Annotated in this window: 14 protein-coding genes; 9 read left to right on the forward strand and 5 right to left on the reverse strand. The window is 68.7% G+C overall.

All coding sequences use genetic code 11. From position 1 onward, the window contains the following. Positions 1-404 precede the first annotated feature (404 nt). The 3 genes from JYG32_RS28070 to JYG32_RS28080 are packed head-to-tail and all read left to right on the forward strand — an operon-like array spanning position 405 to position 2,327. Positions 405-773: a response regulator gene (locus JYG32_RS28070; protein ID WP_011548759.1), complete on the forward strand. Its 369-nt coding sequence runs from the start codon at positions 405-407 to the stop codon at positions 771-773. Then, positions 766-1,392 carry a chemotaxis protein CheC gene (locus tag JYG32_RS28075; protein ID WP_174381319.1) on the forward strand — a complete coding sequence of 209 codons (627 nt, stop codon included), beginning with the start codon at positions 766-768 and terminating at the stop codon, positions 1,390-1,392. The genes JYG32_RS28070 and JYG32_RS28075 overlap by 8 nt, the downstream gene beginning before the upstream one ends. Next, positions 1,389-2,327: a GGDEF domain-containing protein gene (locus tag JYG32_RS28080; RefSeq protein WP_174381318.1), complete on the forward strand. Its 939-nt coding sequence runs from the start codon at positions 1,389-1,391 to the stop codon at positions 2,325-2,327. Before JYG32_RS28075 ends, JYG32_RS28080 begins: the two co-directional genes overlap by 4 nt. 51 nt (positions 2,328-2,378) lie before the next feature. Here the strand turns inward: JYG32_RS28080 and JYG32_RS28085 are convergent, their stop codons facing one another. Beyond that, positions 2,379-3,263 carry an alpha/beta fold hydrolase gene (locus tag JYG32_RS28085; RefSeq protein ID WP_213265764.1) on the reverse strand — a complete coding sequence of 295 codons (885 nt, stop codon included), beginning with the start codon at positions 3,261-3,263 and terminating at the stop codon, positions 2,379-2,381. Positions 3,264-3,455: 192 nt separating this feature from the next. Here JYG32_RS28085 and JYG32_RS28090 point away from each other — a divergent pair, with 192 nt between their 5' ends. The 5 genes from JYG32_RS28090 (at position 3,456) to JYG32_RS28110 (ending at position 8,868) form a co-directional block, all read left to right on the forward strand. After that, the gene (locus tag JYG32_RS28090) at positions 3,456-3,788 is read left to right on the forward strand and encodes a hypothetical protein (protein WP_174381316.1); all 333 of its coding nucleotides are present in this window, start codon (positions 3,456-3,458) and stop codon (positions 3,786-3,788) included. A 269-nt stretch (positions 3,789-4,057) separates the two neighbouring features. Continuing rightward, positions 4,058-4,906 carry a presqualene diphosphate synthase HpnD gene (hpnD, locus tag JYG32_RS28095; RefSeq protein WP_174381315.1) on the forward strand — a complete coding sequence of 283 codons (849 nt, stop codon included), beginning with the start codon at positions 4,058-4,060 and terminating at the stop codon, positions 4,904-4,906. A gap of 13 nt (positions 4,907-4,919) precedes the next feature. Then, on the forward strand, positions 4,920-6,173 hold the full coding sequence (hpnE, locus tag JYG32_RS28100; protein WP_213265765.1) for a hydroxysqualene dehydroxylase HpnE: 1,254 nt from the start codon (positions 4,920-4,922) through the stop codon (positions 6,171-6,173). Positions 6,174-6,183: 10 nt separating this feature from the next. Continuing rightward, a complete protein-coding gene (shc, locus tag JYG32_RS28105; protein WP_213265766.1) occupies positions 6,184-8,157 on the forward strand; it encodes a squalene--hopene cyclase in 1,974 nt (657 codons plus the stop codon). Positions 8,158-8,211: 54 nt separating this feature from the next. Continuing rightward, positions 8,212-8,868 carry a phosphorylase gene (locus JYG32_RS28110; protein ID WP_433960875.1) on the forward strand — a complete coding sequence of 219 codons (657 nt, stop codon included), beginning with the start codon at positions 8,212-8,214 and terminating at the stop codon, positions 8,866-8,868. Between the two features lie 110 nt (positions 8,869-8,978). On the opposite strand, the gene JYG32_RS28115 is transcribed toward JYG32_RS28110, so the two are convergent. Beyond that, positions 8,979-9,974: an MlaA family lipoprotein gene (locus tag JYG32_RS28115; RefSeq protein ID WP_213265768.1), complete on the reverse strand. Its 996-nt coding sequence runs from the start codon at positions 9,972-9,974 to the stop codon at positions 8,979-8,981. Continuing rightward, positions 9,967-12,600, reverse strand: coding sequence for an MMPL family transporter (locus JYG32_RS28120; protein WP_213265769.1), 2,634 nt, complete (start codon positions 12,598-12,600; stop codon positions 9,967-9,969). Before JYG32_RS28120 ends, JYG32_RS28115 begins: the two co-directional genes overlap by 8 nt. Positions 12,601-12,929: 329 nt before the next feature. Between JYG32_RS28120 and JYG32_RS28125 the strand changes: the two genes are divergently transcribed. Then, on the forward strand, positions 12,930-13,526 hold the full coding sequence (locus JYG32_RS28125; RefSeq protein WP_213265770.1) for an MlaC/ttg2D family ABC transporter substrate-binding protein: 597 nt from the start codon (positions 12,930-12,932) through the stop codon (positions 13,524-13,526). A gap of 84 nt (positions 13,527-13,610) precedes the next feature. On the opposite strand, the gene JYG32_RS28130 is transcribed toward JYG32_RS28125, so the two are convergent. Further along, positions 13,611-14,255, reverse strand: coding sequence for a response regulator (locus JYG32_RS28130; protein WP_174383999.1), 645 nt, complete (start codon positions 14,253-14,255; stop codon positions 13,611-13,613). 32 nt (positions 14,256-14,287) lie between these two features. Then, on the reverse strand, positions 14,288-15,670 hold the full coding sequence (locus JYG32_RS28135; RefSeq protein WP_174384000.1) for a cache domain-containing protein: 1,383 nt from the start codon (positions 15,668-15,670) through the stop codon (positions 14,288-14,290). Between the last annotated feature and the right edge of the window lie 11 nt (positions 15,671-15,681).

Here is a 15,681-nt window from a genome sequence, read left to right on the forward strand (position 1 = left end):
CCGTACGCACGCGATCCTGTCGAATCCGACAGGGTGAAATTGTCAAATTGAAAACGCGACGAATCCGGCAGCGCAAACGTACACAAGGAAAAATTTTGCGTACATATCTCGAAAATGGTCGCGGCTGTTTTCGGAATGGCGCGCGATCGGACCGAATCTGTTCGAAATGGTGAATATGGCGAGTTGCATCGCCCCCGGTTTACTCCGAGAATCGCGCCTTGCTTTCCCTATGACAGATATATGTGCCCGCCGGCGCTCGCCGCGCGGAGCGTCGCGCGCACCTGCTCGCGGCGCCCGCGCGCGGCCGCAAGGCGGTTGCCCGCGCCCGAAACGCATGGCGCCTCAAGAAGCGCGCCGCGCGGTCGTTAACGCGAGAGAGACCATTCCGTATACCGCTTCGCTCCATGCCTTTGCCAATTGTAATTGCCGACGATTCGCTGCTCGCTCGCAAACTTCTGACAAAGGCGCTGCCGGGAGACTGGGACGTTGACGTCGCGTATGCAGCGAATGGTCGCGAGGCCTTGGCGCTCTATCGTGACGGCAAAGCTTCCGTGATGTTTCTGGACCTGACGATGCCCGACATGAGCGGATATCAGGTGTTGGAAACACTGCGCCACGAAGATCTGAACACGTTCGTGATCGTGGTATCCGCCGATATCCAGCCGCAGGCGCAAGCACGCGTGCGTGAACTGGGCGCGATCGCATTCGTTGCCAAGCCCGTGACGTCGGAGGCATTGCTGCCCATTCTCAAGGAGTATGGGTTGTATGCCTGAATCGGTGTTCACGGCGGAGCAACGCGACGCGTTGCAGGAGATCGCCAACCTTGCAATGGGCCGCGCCGCCGCGCGGCTGGCGTTGTTGCTCGGGCGTTTCATCGAGCTGTCGGTGCCGCGCGTGCGCGTCGTGAAAGCGGCCGACGCGGGCGACGCGCTGCGCGAGATGACGGGCATTCACGACAACGTGACCGCCGTGCGCCAGGGCTTCCGTTCCGACATCAAGGGCGAGGCGATCGTGCTGTGCCGCAGCGCGGGCGTCGCGCGGCTCATGTCGATCGTCGACCGCACGTTCGGCGAAGGCGTGTCCGGCGGGATGGCGACGCCGGACGAACTCGTGTTCGATGTCGCGAACGTGCTGATGGGCGCATGCGTTGCGTCGATCCTCGACGAACTCGGCCGCAAACCCGTGTTCTTTCCGCCGGGGCTGCTCGGCGCGAACGTGTCGTTCGACGACGTATTCCAGCCGACCGCGCTCGCGTGGAGCGTCGCGCTGCTGCTCGAGGTGAACTTCGGGCTCGAGGATCACTCGTTCCGTGCCCACTTCGTGATGCTGATGGCCGAGGATTCGATCCGGCTGATGGGCGACGCGCTCGACGCGTTGCTGTCCGCGCTATGACGGCCGCCGCACAGTCGCTGAGCGACCTCGTGATCGAGCGGGTGGGCTTCGGCCTGTTCGTGCTCGACCGTTCGATGACCGTGCTGATGTGGAATCGCTTCATGCAGGACCACAGCGGCATCCCGGCCGCCGACGTAATCGGCCGCAACCTGTTCGACTGCTTTCCGGAGCTGCCGCATGCGTGGCTGTCGCGCAAGGTCGAGAGCGTGTTCCAGCTCGGCAGCTTCGCATTCAGCTCGTGGGAACAGCGCCCCTACCTGTTCCGCTTCGAGCACGACCGGCCGATTACCGGCGGCATCGACTACATGCAGCAGGACTGTACGTTCATGCCGCTCACGCGCGGCCGCGATGTCGAGGCCGTGTGCGTGACGATCTCCGACGTCACGCATGTGAGCGTGATGCAGCGCGAGCGCGAGGAAGCGGTCGCGAAGCTGCGCGAACACGCGAATCGCGACGGCCTGACCGGCATCGCGAACCGGCGTTTCTTCGAAGCGCGGCTCGGCGACGAATTCGCGCGCTGGCAGCGCTACGGCGGCGACATGTCGGTGCTGCTGTTCGACCTCGACCACTTCAAGACGATCAACGACCGCTTCGGGCATGCGGCCGGCGACGCCGTGCTGCGCGAGACGGCGCGTCGCGTCGCGTCGATCGTGCGTGCGCAGGATACGTTCGGTCGTTTCGGCGGCGAGGAATTCGCGCTGCTGCTGCCGTGCACGAGTCTCGACGAGGCGATGCGGGTGGCCGACAAGGTGCGCGACGCGATCGGCAGCATGCCGGTCGATGCGGAAGGCGTCAGCGTGCCGGTGACAGCGAGCGTCGGCGGCGCGTGCGCGAAGACGGGCGCGCCGACCAGCGACGTGCTCGTGAACGAGGCCGACGCCGCGCTCTATCGCGCGAAGCGGCTCGGGCGCGACCGCTCGGTTGCCTACGCGTAGGCGCGCCCGCCCCGCCTCGCGCGAAGCGGCTTCGCCCCGCGCGTGCCGCGTTCAGCTTTTCGCGATGTCGGCCAGCACGCCCGCCAGCACGGCCGGCTGCGACACGAACGGCGAATGGCTGCTGTCGAGCTGGTGCACGTGGGTCGGATTGCCGGGCACGAACACGTCGGCTTCGTCGATGAAGCGCTGCTGCAGCGCGGGCAGGATCACGCGGTCCTGCAGGCACTTGATGTAGTGGCGGTCGATCGCGCCCCAGCGAGCGGCGGTCGTCGGGATCGCGGTCGCGAACGGCGCGGCCGGCACGTCGCAGGTCATCAGGTTCGCGACGGCCTCGAAGTCGGCTTGCGGCACGTCGTCATACAGCGCGCGCTTCGCCAGCTCGCGATACGCGGCGTCGCCGCTGCGCGGATCGATGCGCAGCGCACCGGCCACGCGCGGGCTCGCGAGCATCAGCGGGCCGAGCATCTCGCCGTTGTTTTCCGGCGCACGCACGTAGTCGAGGCCCGGCACGCCCGACGCGGGCATGAAGGCCGCGAGATAGACGATCTTCGCGATCTTGTCCGGTGCGCGCTCGGCGGCCGCCGTGATCGCGAGGCCGCCCATGCTGTGCCCGACCAGCACGACCTTGCCGCGGCCGAGCGCATACGCGTCGTCGACCGCCTGCATCACCTGTGACGCGTAATCGTCGAGCGTCGTGTTCGCGACCGGCGACGGCTCGGCGCCGAACGCGTCCTTGTCGAGCGGCCGTTCGAGATAAGACGCGGGAAAGCGGGCGTTGATGCCGTGCGCGGGCAGGTCGCGCGCGATCGACAGGTAGCCGCGCGCGGCCAGCGCGGCCGCGACGTGCGCGTAGCACCACGCGCCGTGCCAGGCGCCGTGCACGAGCACGAATACGGGATGGTCGGACTGCGGGGGGGCGGTTACGGTCGTCTCCATGGCATTCGTGTTTTTTCGAGAAAGGTGTCATCTTAGACGAACCCGTGCGCATCCAAGCGCGAACGCACGGCTCGATTGCACGGCGTGCTGCGATCCGTCCTGCTTGTCTCGCACAGGCCACATTTCGTCCGGATCCGATATGAATTTGAGCCGAAGCGCGCTAATTTGTTGCTTTGCCCGCGATTGCGCCCCATGAACGTCGACTATCTCTTCTACCGGAAGCCGGACAAACCCGGCCCCTATTCGCTCGACGACCTGGGTGACATCGCGCCGCCGATCGGCCCGGGCGACCTGGTGCGCGCGGCCATCGCGCGCGTGTTCGAGCAGATCGACTGGCAGGAATCGCCCGACGTGCCGGGCGCGTGGTTCGGCACGGGCGGCGCGGTATTCCAGTTCACCGCGGAGCCCGACGGCCGCGTGACGAGCTTCATGGGTTCGCGCCTGGAACGCCGCTCGATGCTGCAGCTCACCCGCGAAATGGGGCTCATTGCGCTCGACCTGCAGCGCGATGTCGTTTACGGCTGACGAGCCGCCGGCGCCGCGCGGCGCCGGTTCCCGCCGAGGCCGGCCGCGCCGGCGTGCCAGCGGCTCCCGGCGTCCCGCCGGGCGTGGCGCGTGTCCGCCATCGAACTTCAAAGATTGCTATACTTTCGCCCAATTCCGGCATCCGGCCGGTAATTTGTGCCTGTCTGCGTCGATCGTTCGCATATCTCGCACGCATTTGACACCCTGACCATCCCAGCCGGGCATGGCTTCTTCAATCGCCCCGCGTGGGTGTCTCCGTGGAGCTTGTCTTGGCCGTTTCCAATTCCGTCGTGGACGAACAAGAAACCGACGCCGCTGCCGTCACATCGGGCAGTTCTTTCTATCTTGCGATGCGCATCCTGCCGGCGGTGCAGCGCGATGCGATGTTCCAGGTCTATGCGTTCTGCCGCGCTGTCGACGATATCGCCGACAGCGACCTGCCGCGCGCCGAGCGCAACGCGGGCCTCGATCGCTGGCGCGCGGACATCGACGCGTGCTTCGCGGGCCGCCCGCCGCGCCATCTGGCCGCGCTGGATCGCGAGATCCGCGCATTCAACCTGCAGCGCGACGATTTCCACGCGATGATCGACGGGATGGCGATGGACGCGGTGGAAGACATCTGCGCGCCCGACGAGCCGACGCTCGACCTCTTCTGCGATCGCGTGGCGAGCGCGGCCGGCCGGCTGTCGGTGAGGATTTTCGGGATGCCGGAAGCCGAAGGGATCAAGCTGTCGCACCACCTCGGCCGCGCGCTGCAACTGACGAACATCCTGCGCGACATCGACGACGACGCGGCGATCAACCGCTGCTATCTGCCGCGCGAGCTGCTCGCACGCGAAGGCATCGCGATCACCGATCCGGCGACGATCGTCCGCAATCCGGCGCTGCCGCGCGTGTGCGCGACGCTCGTCGAGCGCGCGCTCGAGCACTTCCGGCAGGCCGACGCGGTGATGGATACCTGCCCGCGTGCGCAGGTGAAGGCGCCGCGCATCATGTCGGGCGCATATCGCTGCATTCTCGACGCCGCGATCGCACGCGGCTTCGCCGCCCCGCGCGCCCCGCTGCGCAAGCCGAAAGCGCGCATGCTGATGATCGCCGCGCGCTACGCGCTGTTCTGAGTCGACCGAGTCGATGCCCAGAACCGTCCACGTGATCGGTGCCGGACTCGCGGGCCTGTCAGCCGCGGTCGAGCTGCAACGCCGCGGGCGGCACATCGTGCTGCACGACGCGCATGCGCATGCGGGCGGCCGCTGCCGCTCGTGGTTCGACGGGACGCTGAACACGACGCTCGACAGCGGGCTGCATGCGGTCTTCGCGGGACAGGCCGCAACCCAGCGCTACCTGCGCGCGATCGGCGCGGCCGATCAGCTAGTTGGGCCCGCGCTGCCTGAATTTCCGGTGGTCGACGTCGCGTCGCAGCAGCGCTGGACGCTGCGTTTCGGCAACGGGCGCTGGCCGTCGTGGCTGTTCGATGCCGCGTCGCGCGCGCCGGGCACGACGCCGCTCGACTACCTCGCGCTCGCCCCGCTCGCGTTCGCGCGCACGGGCCGCTCACTCGCGCAGACGATGCGATGCGACGGCGTGCTGTGGGATCGTTGGCTGCGGCCGTATTGGCTCGGGGTGCTGAATGTCGAGCCGCGCCACGCGAGTGCCGAGCTCGCGCGCGCGGTGCTGTGCAGCACGTTTGCCGCGGGCGGCCCCGGCTGCCGTCCGCTCGTCGCGCGCCACGGGCTCGGCAGCGCATTCGTCGAACCGGCGCTGCGGATGCTGCAACACGGCGGCGCGCAGATCCGGCTGAATTCGCGGCTCGACGCGTTCGAATTCGGCGCGCACGGCAATGCAGTCGATGCGGTTGCGATCGGCGGCGGGCGCATCGATCTCGCGCCGGGTGACGCGGCCGTGCTGGCCGTGCCGCCCGAGGTCGCGCAGCCGCTGGTACCCGAACTCACCGCGCCGGATACATTCAGCGCGGTCGTGACCGCGTATTTCGCGGTCGAGCCGCCGGTCGGCAGCCCGCTGCAGACGACTGTCGTCAACGGCGTCGTCGATGCGGTGCGCGCCGGCGGCGGCCAGCTCGCGGCGACGATCCGCGATGCGGGCCGCTGGCTCGATACGCCGCGCGACACGCTCGCGCGGCAGATCTGGGAAGACGTCGCGCGCGTGACCGGCGCGAACCCGGAAACCATCCCCGCGTGGCAGCTCGTCGTCGAGCCGCGCGCGGGCTTTGCGGCGGTGCCGTCGCAGGAAATGAAGCGTCCGGCCGTGCGTACGCGCTGGACCAATCTCGTGCTGGCGGGCGACTGGATTGCCACCGGCTTGCCCGCCACGATCGAGGGCGCGATCCGTTCCGGCCAACTGGCCGCGGACGTGCTCCAGACACAATAAAGAGGGACCGATGAACGATCTCACCGAAATGGCTACCCTGTCCGCCGGCACCGCGCCGGCCGGCGTCGACGCGGCCGTCGCGCGTGCGACCGACGCGCTGCTGGCCGCGCAGAAAGCGGACGGACACTGGGTCTACGAACTCGAAGCCGATTCGACGATTCCCGCCGAATACGTGCTGCTCGTCCACTATCTCGGCGAGACGCCGAACCTCGAGCTCGAACAGAAGATCGGCCGGTATCTGCGCCGCATCCAGCAGGCGGACGGCGGCTGGCCGCTGTTCACCGACGGCGCGCCGAACATCAGCGCGAGCGTGAAGGCGTATTTCGCGCTGAAGGTGATCGGCGACGACGAGAACGCCGAGCACATGCAGCGCGCGCGCCGTGCGATCCACGCGATGGGCGGCGCCGAGATGTCGAACGTGTTCACGCGCATCCAGCTCGCGCTGTACGGCGCGATTCCGTGGCGCGCGGTGCCGATGATGCCGGTCGAGATCATGCTGCTGCCGCAGTGGTTCCCGTTCCACCTGTCGAAGGTGTCGTACTGGGCGCGTACCGTGATCGTGCCGCTGCTCGTGCTGAACGCGAAGCGCCCGCTCGCGAAGAACCCGCGCGGCGTGCGCATCGACGAGCTGTTCGTCGATCCGCCCGTCAACGCCGGGCTGCTGCCGCGCCAGGGCCACCAGAGCGCCGGCTGGTTCGCGTTCTTCCGTGTGGTCGACCATGCGCTGCGCGCGGTCGACGGCCTGTTCCCGAGCTACTCGCGCGAACGCGCGATCCGCCAGGCCGTGTCGTTCGTCGACGAGCGCCTGAACGGCGAGGACGGTCTCGGCGCGATCTATCCGGCGATGGCCAATGCGGTGATGATGTACGACGTACTCGGCTACGCGGAAGATCATCCGAACCGCGCGATCGCGCGCAAGGCGCTCGAGAAGCTGCTCGTCGTGCAGGAGGACGAAGCGTATTGCCAGCCGTGCCTGTCGCCGGTGTGGGACACGTCGCTCGCGGCACACGCGTTGCTCGAAACCGGCGATGCGCGCGCCGAGGAAGCCGTATTGCGCGGCCTCGACTGGCTGCGCCCGCTGCAGATCCTCGACGTGCGCGGCGACTGGATCTCGCGCCGCCCGAACGTGCGGCCCGGCGGCTGGGCGTTCCAGTACGCGAATGCGCACTACCCGGACGTCGACGATACGGCCGTGGTCGTGATGGCGATGGACCGCGCGCAGAAGCTCAGGCAGTCGGACGCGTATCGCGATTCGATGGCGCGCGCGCGCGAATGGGTCGTCGGCATGCAGAGCAGCGACGGCGGCTGGGGCGCGTTCGAGCCGGAAAACACGCAGTACTACCTGAACAACATCCCGTTCTCCGATCACGGCGCGCTGCTCGATCCGCCGACGTCCGACGTGTCGGGCCGCTGCCTGTCGATGCTGTCGCAGCTCGGCGAGACGGCCGCGAACAGCGAGCCGGCCCGTCGCGCGCTCGACTACATGCTGAAGGAGCAGGAGCCGGACGGCAGCTGGTACGGCCGCTGGGGGATGAACTACGTGTACGGCACGTGGACCGCGCTGTGCTCGCTGAACGCGGCCGGCCTCGGGCCGGACGATCCGCGCGTGAAGCGCGGCGCGCAGTGGCTGCTGTCGATCCAGAACAAGGACGGCGGCTGGGGCGAGGACGGCGACAGCTACAAGCTGAACTACCGCGGTTTCGAGCAGGCGCCCAGCACGGCGTCGCAGACGGCCTGGGCGCTGCTCGGCCTGATGGCGGCCGGCGAGGTGAACAACCCGGCCGTTGCGCGCGGCGTCGACTACCTGATCGCCGAGCAGAACGAAGAGGGTCTGTGGGACGAGACGCGCTTCACGGCGACGGGCTTCCCGCGCGTGTTCTACCTGCGCTACCACGGTTATCGCAAGTTCTTCCCGCTGTGGGCGCTCGCGCGCTACCGCAACCTGAAGCGCGACAACGCGACGCGCGTCACGGTCGGGATGTAACGCGTGGGCGCATCACGGCACAACGGCGCATTGCCCGTCATCGCGGTGACGGGGATGGCGTTCGAGGCGCGCATCGCGCGCGGCGACGGCGTCGAGGCCGTATTCGCCGCGCGGGCCGACCGGCTCGAGCGCGCGCTGGCCGACGCGACCGCGCGCGGTTGCGCGGGCATCGTGAGCTTCGGCACGGCGGGCGGGCTCGCGCCCGATCTGGCGCCCGGCGCGCTCGTGATCGCGAATGCGATCGACGGGCCGTTCGGCCGCGTCGAGACCGATGCGGGCTGGAGCGCGCGGCTCGTCGCGGCGCTGCACGACACGCCGGTATGGGCGCGCGTCACGCGCGGCACGATCGCGGCCGTCGGCGCGCCGGTCATCAGCGAACAGGACAAGGCGTCGCTGCACCACGCGAAGGGCGCGCTCGCCGTCGACATGGAGTCGCATATCGCGGCGGCCTTCGCGGCCGCGCGCGGCGTGCCGTTCGCGGTGTGCCGCGCGATCGTCGATCCGGCGTGGCGCACGCTGCCGCGCGCGGCGACGGCCGGCCTGCGCGATGACGGCAGCACGGCGATCCTGCCGATCCTGCGCGAATTGCTGAAGCAGCCGTCGCAACTCGGCCCGCTGCTGCAGGTCGCGAGCGATGCGCGTGCGGCGCGCACGACGCTGATCCAGGCACGGCACGCGTTCGAGCGTACGGGCGCGATGCGGATCGTCTGAGCGGCACGCGCCGCGTTTCTCTTCCCTTCCTCTCCCCGTTTTTCGCGAGCAAAAAAAGAGCGCTGCATCATGCAGCGCTCTTTGTCTTTGCGGCGGTCGCCGTTGCAGCGTTACTGCGCGGCCGGACTGCTCGCGGGCATTGCAGGCGCGGCCGGTGCACCGCCGGCGGCCGGCGCTGACGCCGAGCCCGACGATGCCGGTGCCGGTACCGCAGCAGGCGCACTCGCGGGCATCGCATTGTCCGCACCCGGATCGTCGTACTGCGGCAACCCCGGCGCGGCCGGTGCGTTGTTCGGCGCGGTACCCGATGCGCCGCCCGACTCGCCCGGATCCTCGTAGTTCGGCAGCCCCGGTACGGCCGGCGTCGCGGCCGGCGCGGCACCCGATTCGCCCGGCTCGCTGTAGTTCGGCAGCGCGGTCGACGACGACTGGCTGCGATACGTCAGCGACTTGCGCTGCTGCAGGTACGCGTCGCGCACGAACGAATACGGATCGAGCGCGGCCTGCTTCAGCAGGTCGGTCGCGCCGAGCAGGTCCGAACGCGCGCTGATGAATTGCCCGATGTACATCGGGTTGCGCGCGGCCGGCTCGATGTAGTTGAGCAGGTTGAAGCGCACGTCCACCGCGCGGCCGACGCCGTCGCGGATCGTGCTCGGCCCGAACACGGGCAGCACGAGGTACGGGCCGGACGGCACGCCCCAGCGCGCGAGCGTCAGGCCGAAATCCTGGTGATGCTTCGGCAGCCCGGCCGGCGTCGCGATGTCGATCAGGCCGGCGACGCCGAACAGCGAGTTCATCGCCACGCGCATCAGATCCTGCGTCGCATCGGTGATGCGCAACTGCAGCAGGTTGTTCGCCATGTTGCCGAGATCGCCGAGGTTCGAGAAGAAGTTGCTGATCGCGGTGCGCACGGGCGTCGGCGTGACCTTCTGGTAACCCTTCGCGATCGGCACCGCGATGTTCGAATCGACGGCGTCGTTGATCTTGTACATCGTCCGGTTCATCGGCTCGAGCGGGTCGTCGGGATTGCGGTTCGGCCCCGTCGCGCAGCCGGTCAGCATCGCGCTGGCGGCGACGGTCGCCGCAATGATTCGCACCTTATTCATTGATTCCTTGCAATTGGTTCTTGGCGCGTTTGACGCGCGGTTTGCCCATCAGGACGGGCTGGAACACCACGGCGCCGATCAGCGTGCAGGTCAGTGCCAGCGCGAGCAGCTTGCCCATGCTCGACGTGCCCGGGTGGTGCGACAGCCACAGGCTGCCGAATGCGGTCGCCGTCGTCGCGGCGCTGAACAGCACCGCATGCGTGAGGCTCGAATGCAGCAACCCCGTCTGCCCCGCGCGCCACGCCATCACGAAATACACCTTGAACGCGACGCCGACGCCGAGCATCAGCGGCAGCGCGATGATGTTCGCGAAGTTGAGCGGCATGCCGAGCACGACGCACATCTCGAGCGTCACGACGCCCGACACGAGCAGCGGAACCAGCGTGCGCAGCACGTCGCCGAAGCGGCGCAGCGTGACCCACAGCAGGATCGTGATCGACATGATCGACCACAGTGCCGCGTGCAGGAACGCGTTGATGATCGTGTCGGCCGAATGCAGGATCGAGATCGGCCCACCGGTCGTGCCCGGTTCCGCGGCCTTCACGGTCTGCGCGAAGCGGCGCAGCATCGTGTCGTCGTTCGGGTCGACGCCCTTCGGCACCTTCGGCGAGATCTGCACGAGCGCCTGGCCGTCCGGCGCGACCCAGTCGCGCACGACTTGCGGCGGCAGCGATTCGCGCGTGATGTCCTGCGGCTGCAGCAGCGCCGCGAGCTGGTTGAGCGCGATGCGCAGCGTCTCGGAGAACGCGCGCTCGGCGCGGTCGCGCGTCGCGCTGTCGGCGGCGGCGAGCTTCGCGAGCGACGCGGACAGGTGTTGCGCGGCGGCCGCGCCCGGGCCCGGGTGATCTTCCGCCGCGTAGCCGAGCAGGTCCGACACGCGCTTGAGCGCGGCGACGCGCTGCGCGTCGGTCGCGGGCGGCGCGGCCGGCTGCGTCAGCGCGGGCAGCAGGTCGCTCGCGGCCGCGGCGATCGCCGCGCGCTTGGCCGGCTGGTCGGCGGGGATGAAGGTCGACAGGGTGGTCGTGCGGCCGACTTCGGGCAGCGCGTCGAGGCGCTTCGCGGCCGCGTCGGCGTCGGCGAGCGACGGTGCGAGCAGCGTGACGTCGTTGACGGCCGCTTCGGGCGAATCCTTCAGCGCGAGCAGCGTCGCCATCGATTCGCTGTTCGGATCCTTCAGGTGCAGCGGGTTGAAGTCGAAGTGCAGGAACGCGAGCAGCGGCAGCGCGCCGATCACGACCACGAGCGTGCCGATCAGGATCGGCTTGCGATGGCGATCGAGGAAATCGTCGACCGGTGCGAGCCACGGGAAGCCCGGCGTCTTCGATTCGCCCGGCGGCGCGAACAGGCGCAGCAGCGCGGGCAGCAGCGTGAGCGTGGTCAGCAGTGCGACGAACATCCCGACGCCCGCGATCAGGCCGAGCTCGGACACGCCGCGATAGGCGGTGGGGATGAACGAGAAGAAGCTCGCCGCGACGGCCGCGGTGGCCAGCGCGAGCGGCATGCCCATCGAGTGCGCGGCGCCGATCAGCGCGTGATCGATGCGCGAATCGCGGAAGCGTTCCTCGCGGTACTTCACGCCGTACTGGATCGAGAAGTCGACGCCGAGGCCGACGAACAGCACCATGAACGCGACCGAGATCATGTTCAGCGAGCCGACCATCGCGAGGCCGAGCGCGGCGGTCACGACGAGGCCGACGAACAGCGTGACGAGCACCGAGCCGATCATCCGCTTCGAGCGCAGCGCGAGCCACAGGATGACGAGCACGGCGAGCAGCGTGAGGGCGCCGTTGAGCGCCGCGCCGTCCTCGACCGACGCGAATTCGTCGTCGGCGAGCGGCTGTTCGCCGGTCAGGCGCACGGCCGCGCCGTAGCGCTTTTCGAGGTCGAGCGAACGGGCAGCGTCGCGGATCACCTGGCTGGTTTCCGCGCCGGCCTTCAGTGCGCCGTAGTTGACCACGGGCTGCACGGTGACGAACGCGCGCGCGGGCTGGCGCGCGGCGTCGCTGTCGACCAGCGCGCGCCACGAGAACGCGGCCGGCTTGCCGGCCAGCACGTCGTCGACCGTCGCGGCGCTGCGCGCGAGCAGCTTCGCCATCGCGGGCAGTTTCACCTGGCCGGTCAGGAGCGGCTGGCCGAGCGTGGTGGCCAGCGTCGTCGCGAGCCCGGTCAGGCTCGGGTTCTTCGCGAGTTCGTTGACGAGCGGGCGCGCGCTCGCGAGCTGCGACGTCGTATCGGCGACTTCCTGCGGCGACAGGAACAGCAGCCCGTTGTGCTCGAAGAACGGCCCGCCGCCGGGCTCGGCGACCTGGCCGATGCGGCCGGCATCCGCCTGCTTCTGCAGCGCCTCGGTCAGCGCATGCGCGGCGGCATTCGCGAATTCGGGCGCGGGCGCTTCGACGACCGCGAGGATCGTGCCGTTGCGTTGCGGGAACGCTTTGTCGACGGCCTGGCCGAGTGCGGCCCATTGCGGTTCCGCATCGACGAGCTTGCTGATGTCGGTGTTGATCTTGAAATGCTGCGCGACGTAGACACCGCTGAGGGCAGCGATGACGAGCGACAGGACGACGACCCAGACGGGACGGCGCACCGACCACGCAACGAGTCGGACGATGAGAGATGTCACCATGTGGCGGTGGGGAGCGGCTGGCAAGGGCAAAGTAGCCAAGTATACCGGCGCGGCGTGGCGACGGACGTGACGTTGCGGGTTTCGGGGCGGGAAGGAGATTTGTTCGCGGCGACGGAATCGATGCCGGCGGCCGGCTGCCATGTAAGGGCATGTTTACATAATCGGCGCCGCGCTGCCTCGCCGTGCCGCCGCCCGTGCCTGTGACAAATGGAACTGAAAGGTAACAGTCGGTCACGGCGCGGCAACCGGGCGTCAGGCTCGGTATACTTTGTTGCCACACCGGCCGACGCAAAGAGCCGGCCGTTTTTTCTCATCGAGTGCGATATCGTATGAAACGTCATCTGTTTGCTTTCGTCGCGGCCGCCGCCGTGTCGGTTTCCGCTTTCGCGCAGAGCGCGCCGGTCGACATCGTCCGCAATGCGGTCGAAGGCACCGTCACCGCGATGAAGGCCGATCCGTCGGCACGCGGCGGCGACATGGCGAAGGTCACGCAGGTCGTCGAGCAGCGCTTCCTGCCCGCGACCAACTTCGAGCGCACGACCCGCATCGCCGTCGGCGACGCGTGGAAGCAGGCGACGCCGCAACAGCAGCAGGAGCTGTACAAGCAGTTCAGGCTGCTGATGACGCGTACCTACGCCGCGTCGCTCGCGCAGCTCGGCAGCCAGGACGCGAAGTTCTCGTTCAAGGCCGGCGGCGCGTCGGGCGCCGACGCGCTCGTGCAGTCGACGGTGACGACGCCGGGCGACAGCCAGTCGGTCGGTTATCGTCTCGGCAAGGTCGGCAACGACTGGAAGATCTACGACATCGACATGTCGGGTGCGTGGCTGATCCAGGTCTACCAGGGCCAGTTCAAGAGCCAGCTCGCGTCGGGCGGGATCGATGGCCTGATCGCGTATCTGCAGAAGCACAATTCGCGGACGAACTGACGGCCGCCGCGCGGCTCGCAGTCCGGATGCATGAAGGGCGCCACGGGCGCCCTTTTTCGTTGCGGCTCGCGGCGCCGCGCTGCCCTACCGCCGCCGATGCTCGACCGCGAACTTGATCAGCTCGGCCTGCCCTTCGATCTCGAGCTTGCGCTTCAAATTGAGCCGGTGCGTTTCAACCGTGCGCACCGACAGCGCCGTCTGCTGCGCGATCTGCTTGCTCGACAACCCCTCGGCCAGCGCGTCGAGGATGTCGCGTTCGCGCGGCGTCAGGCGATCGAGCGGCGACGCGGTCGCGCTCGCGTGGATCATCCGCGCGGCGAGCCCTTCGCTGAAGAACGTCTGCCCGGCCAGCACCGCGCCGATCGCGCGGACGATCTCGCTCGCGGGCGAATCCTTCAGCAGGTAGCCGCTCGCGCCGGCACGCACGGCCTGCGTCACGTATTCGATGTTGTCGTGCATCGACAGCATCAGCACGCGAATGCCGGGAAAACGCTCGTGGAACATGCCCGCGAGCGTGATGCCGTTCATCCCGTTCATGCCGATATCCATCAGCGCGAGATCGGGTTCGAGCGACGCGGCGAGCGCGAGCGCTTCGTCGGCGTTGTCAGCTTCGCCGACCACGGACAGGTCGGCCGCTTCGAGCCGCATCCGCAGGCCGTCGCGCACGAGCGGGTGATCGTCGACGAGCAGCAGTCGGGCGGCGGGCCGGGCGGTATCGGGGGCGCTCATGCGTGAAAGGTCTCCTGTCATGGGGCGTGTCGTCACGCGGCGCTGTGCAGCGGCACGCGCGCGACGACGATCGTGTGGCCGACCTGCGACGTGATCGTCAGCATGCCGCCGAGCGCGTCGAGGCGCTCGCGCATGTTGCGCAGGCCGATGCCGTGACGCGCGTCGGCCTGCGAGCGTTCGGCGTCGAAGCCGCAGCCGTTGTCGGCGATCGTCAGCGTGACGGATTGCGCGCCGATGTCGAGCGTGACCGCTGCGCGCGTCGCCTGCGCATGATGCACGATGTTGCTGAGCGCTTCCTGCGCGATCCGGAACAGCGCGGTGTTGACGGCCTCGGGCAGCGGCCGCGTGCCGCTGTGCGCGACCTGCGTGTAGCCGATGTCGATGCCGCTTTCGGCGCCGAGCTCGCGGACGAGCTGCTCGAGCGCGGCCGCGAGGCCGAGATCGTCGAGCATGGAAGGACGCAGCGCATGCGAGATGCGCCGCACTTCGCGCAGCGTGTCGCCGAGGCGCCCGACGCCCGACACGAGCGCCTGCTCGGCCTCGGGCACGCGCGACGTGCCGCGTTCGAAACGCGCGAGCGCGGATTCGAGCATCAGCTTCGCGGACACCATCATCTGGCTGATCCCGTCATGCAGTTCGCGCGACAACCGCGCGCGCTCCTGCTCCTGCGACTCGACAACGCGCTGCGCGAGCAGCTTGAGCTTCGCGTCGGCGCTGCGCGACTCGCTGACGTTCAGCACCAGCGCGCACACGGCGATCGCCGCTGCGCCCGTGAGCGCGATCGCGGTGAGCCAGCTCATCGTGCGCTCGATGTTCGCGGATGCGCGCGCGTCGATGCGCTGCAGCGCGGTGTCGACGTCGTCGAGATAGATGCCCGTGCCGACCATCCAGCCCCAGCGTTCGAGCGCGACGACGTAGCCGAGCTTCGGCGCGACACGGCCCGTCGACGGCCGCTGCCACGCATAGCGCACGTAGCCGCCGCCGCGCGACGCCGCGCCGATCAGCGTCTGGATCGTCAGCGCGCCGTTCGGGTCGCGCATCGACCAGAAGTTGTGACCGACGCGCTCGGGCTCGCGCGGGTGCATCAGCGAATTGCCGTGCAGGTCGTACACGAAGAAGTAGCCGTCGGGCCCGAAATCCATCTTCTGCAGCATCGCGAGCGCCTGCGTGCGCAGCATCGCGTCGTCGCGCGCGTTGCGGCCGCTCGCGTCGTAGAGCGGCATGATCGCGCTCGTCGCGAGCTCGACGTAGTGCTTCAGCTCGACTTCCTTGCTCGACAGGTACGCGGCCTGGATCGTCGCGTGCTGCGTGCGCGCGAGCGACGTCGCCTGCTGGCGCACGCCGAAGCCGATGCCGGCGATCGCGAGCAGGAACGGCACGATGGCCAGAAGGAAGATCTTTGCCTTGAGTCTCATGGTGGTGCGAA

Source organism: Burkholderia pyrrocinia (genome assembly GCF_018417535.1).
Taxonomy (GTDB): Bacteria; Pseudomonadota; Gammaproteobacteria; order Burkholderiales; family Burkholderiaceae; genus Burkholderia; species Burkholderia pyrrocinia_E.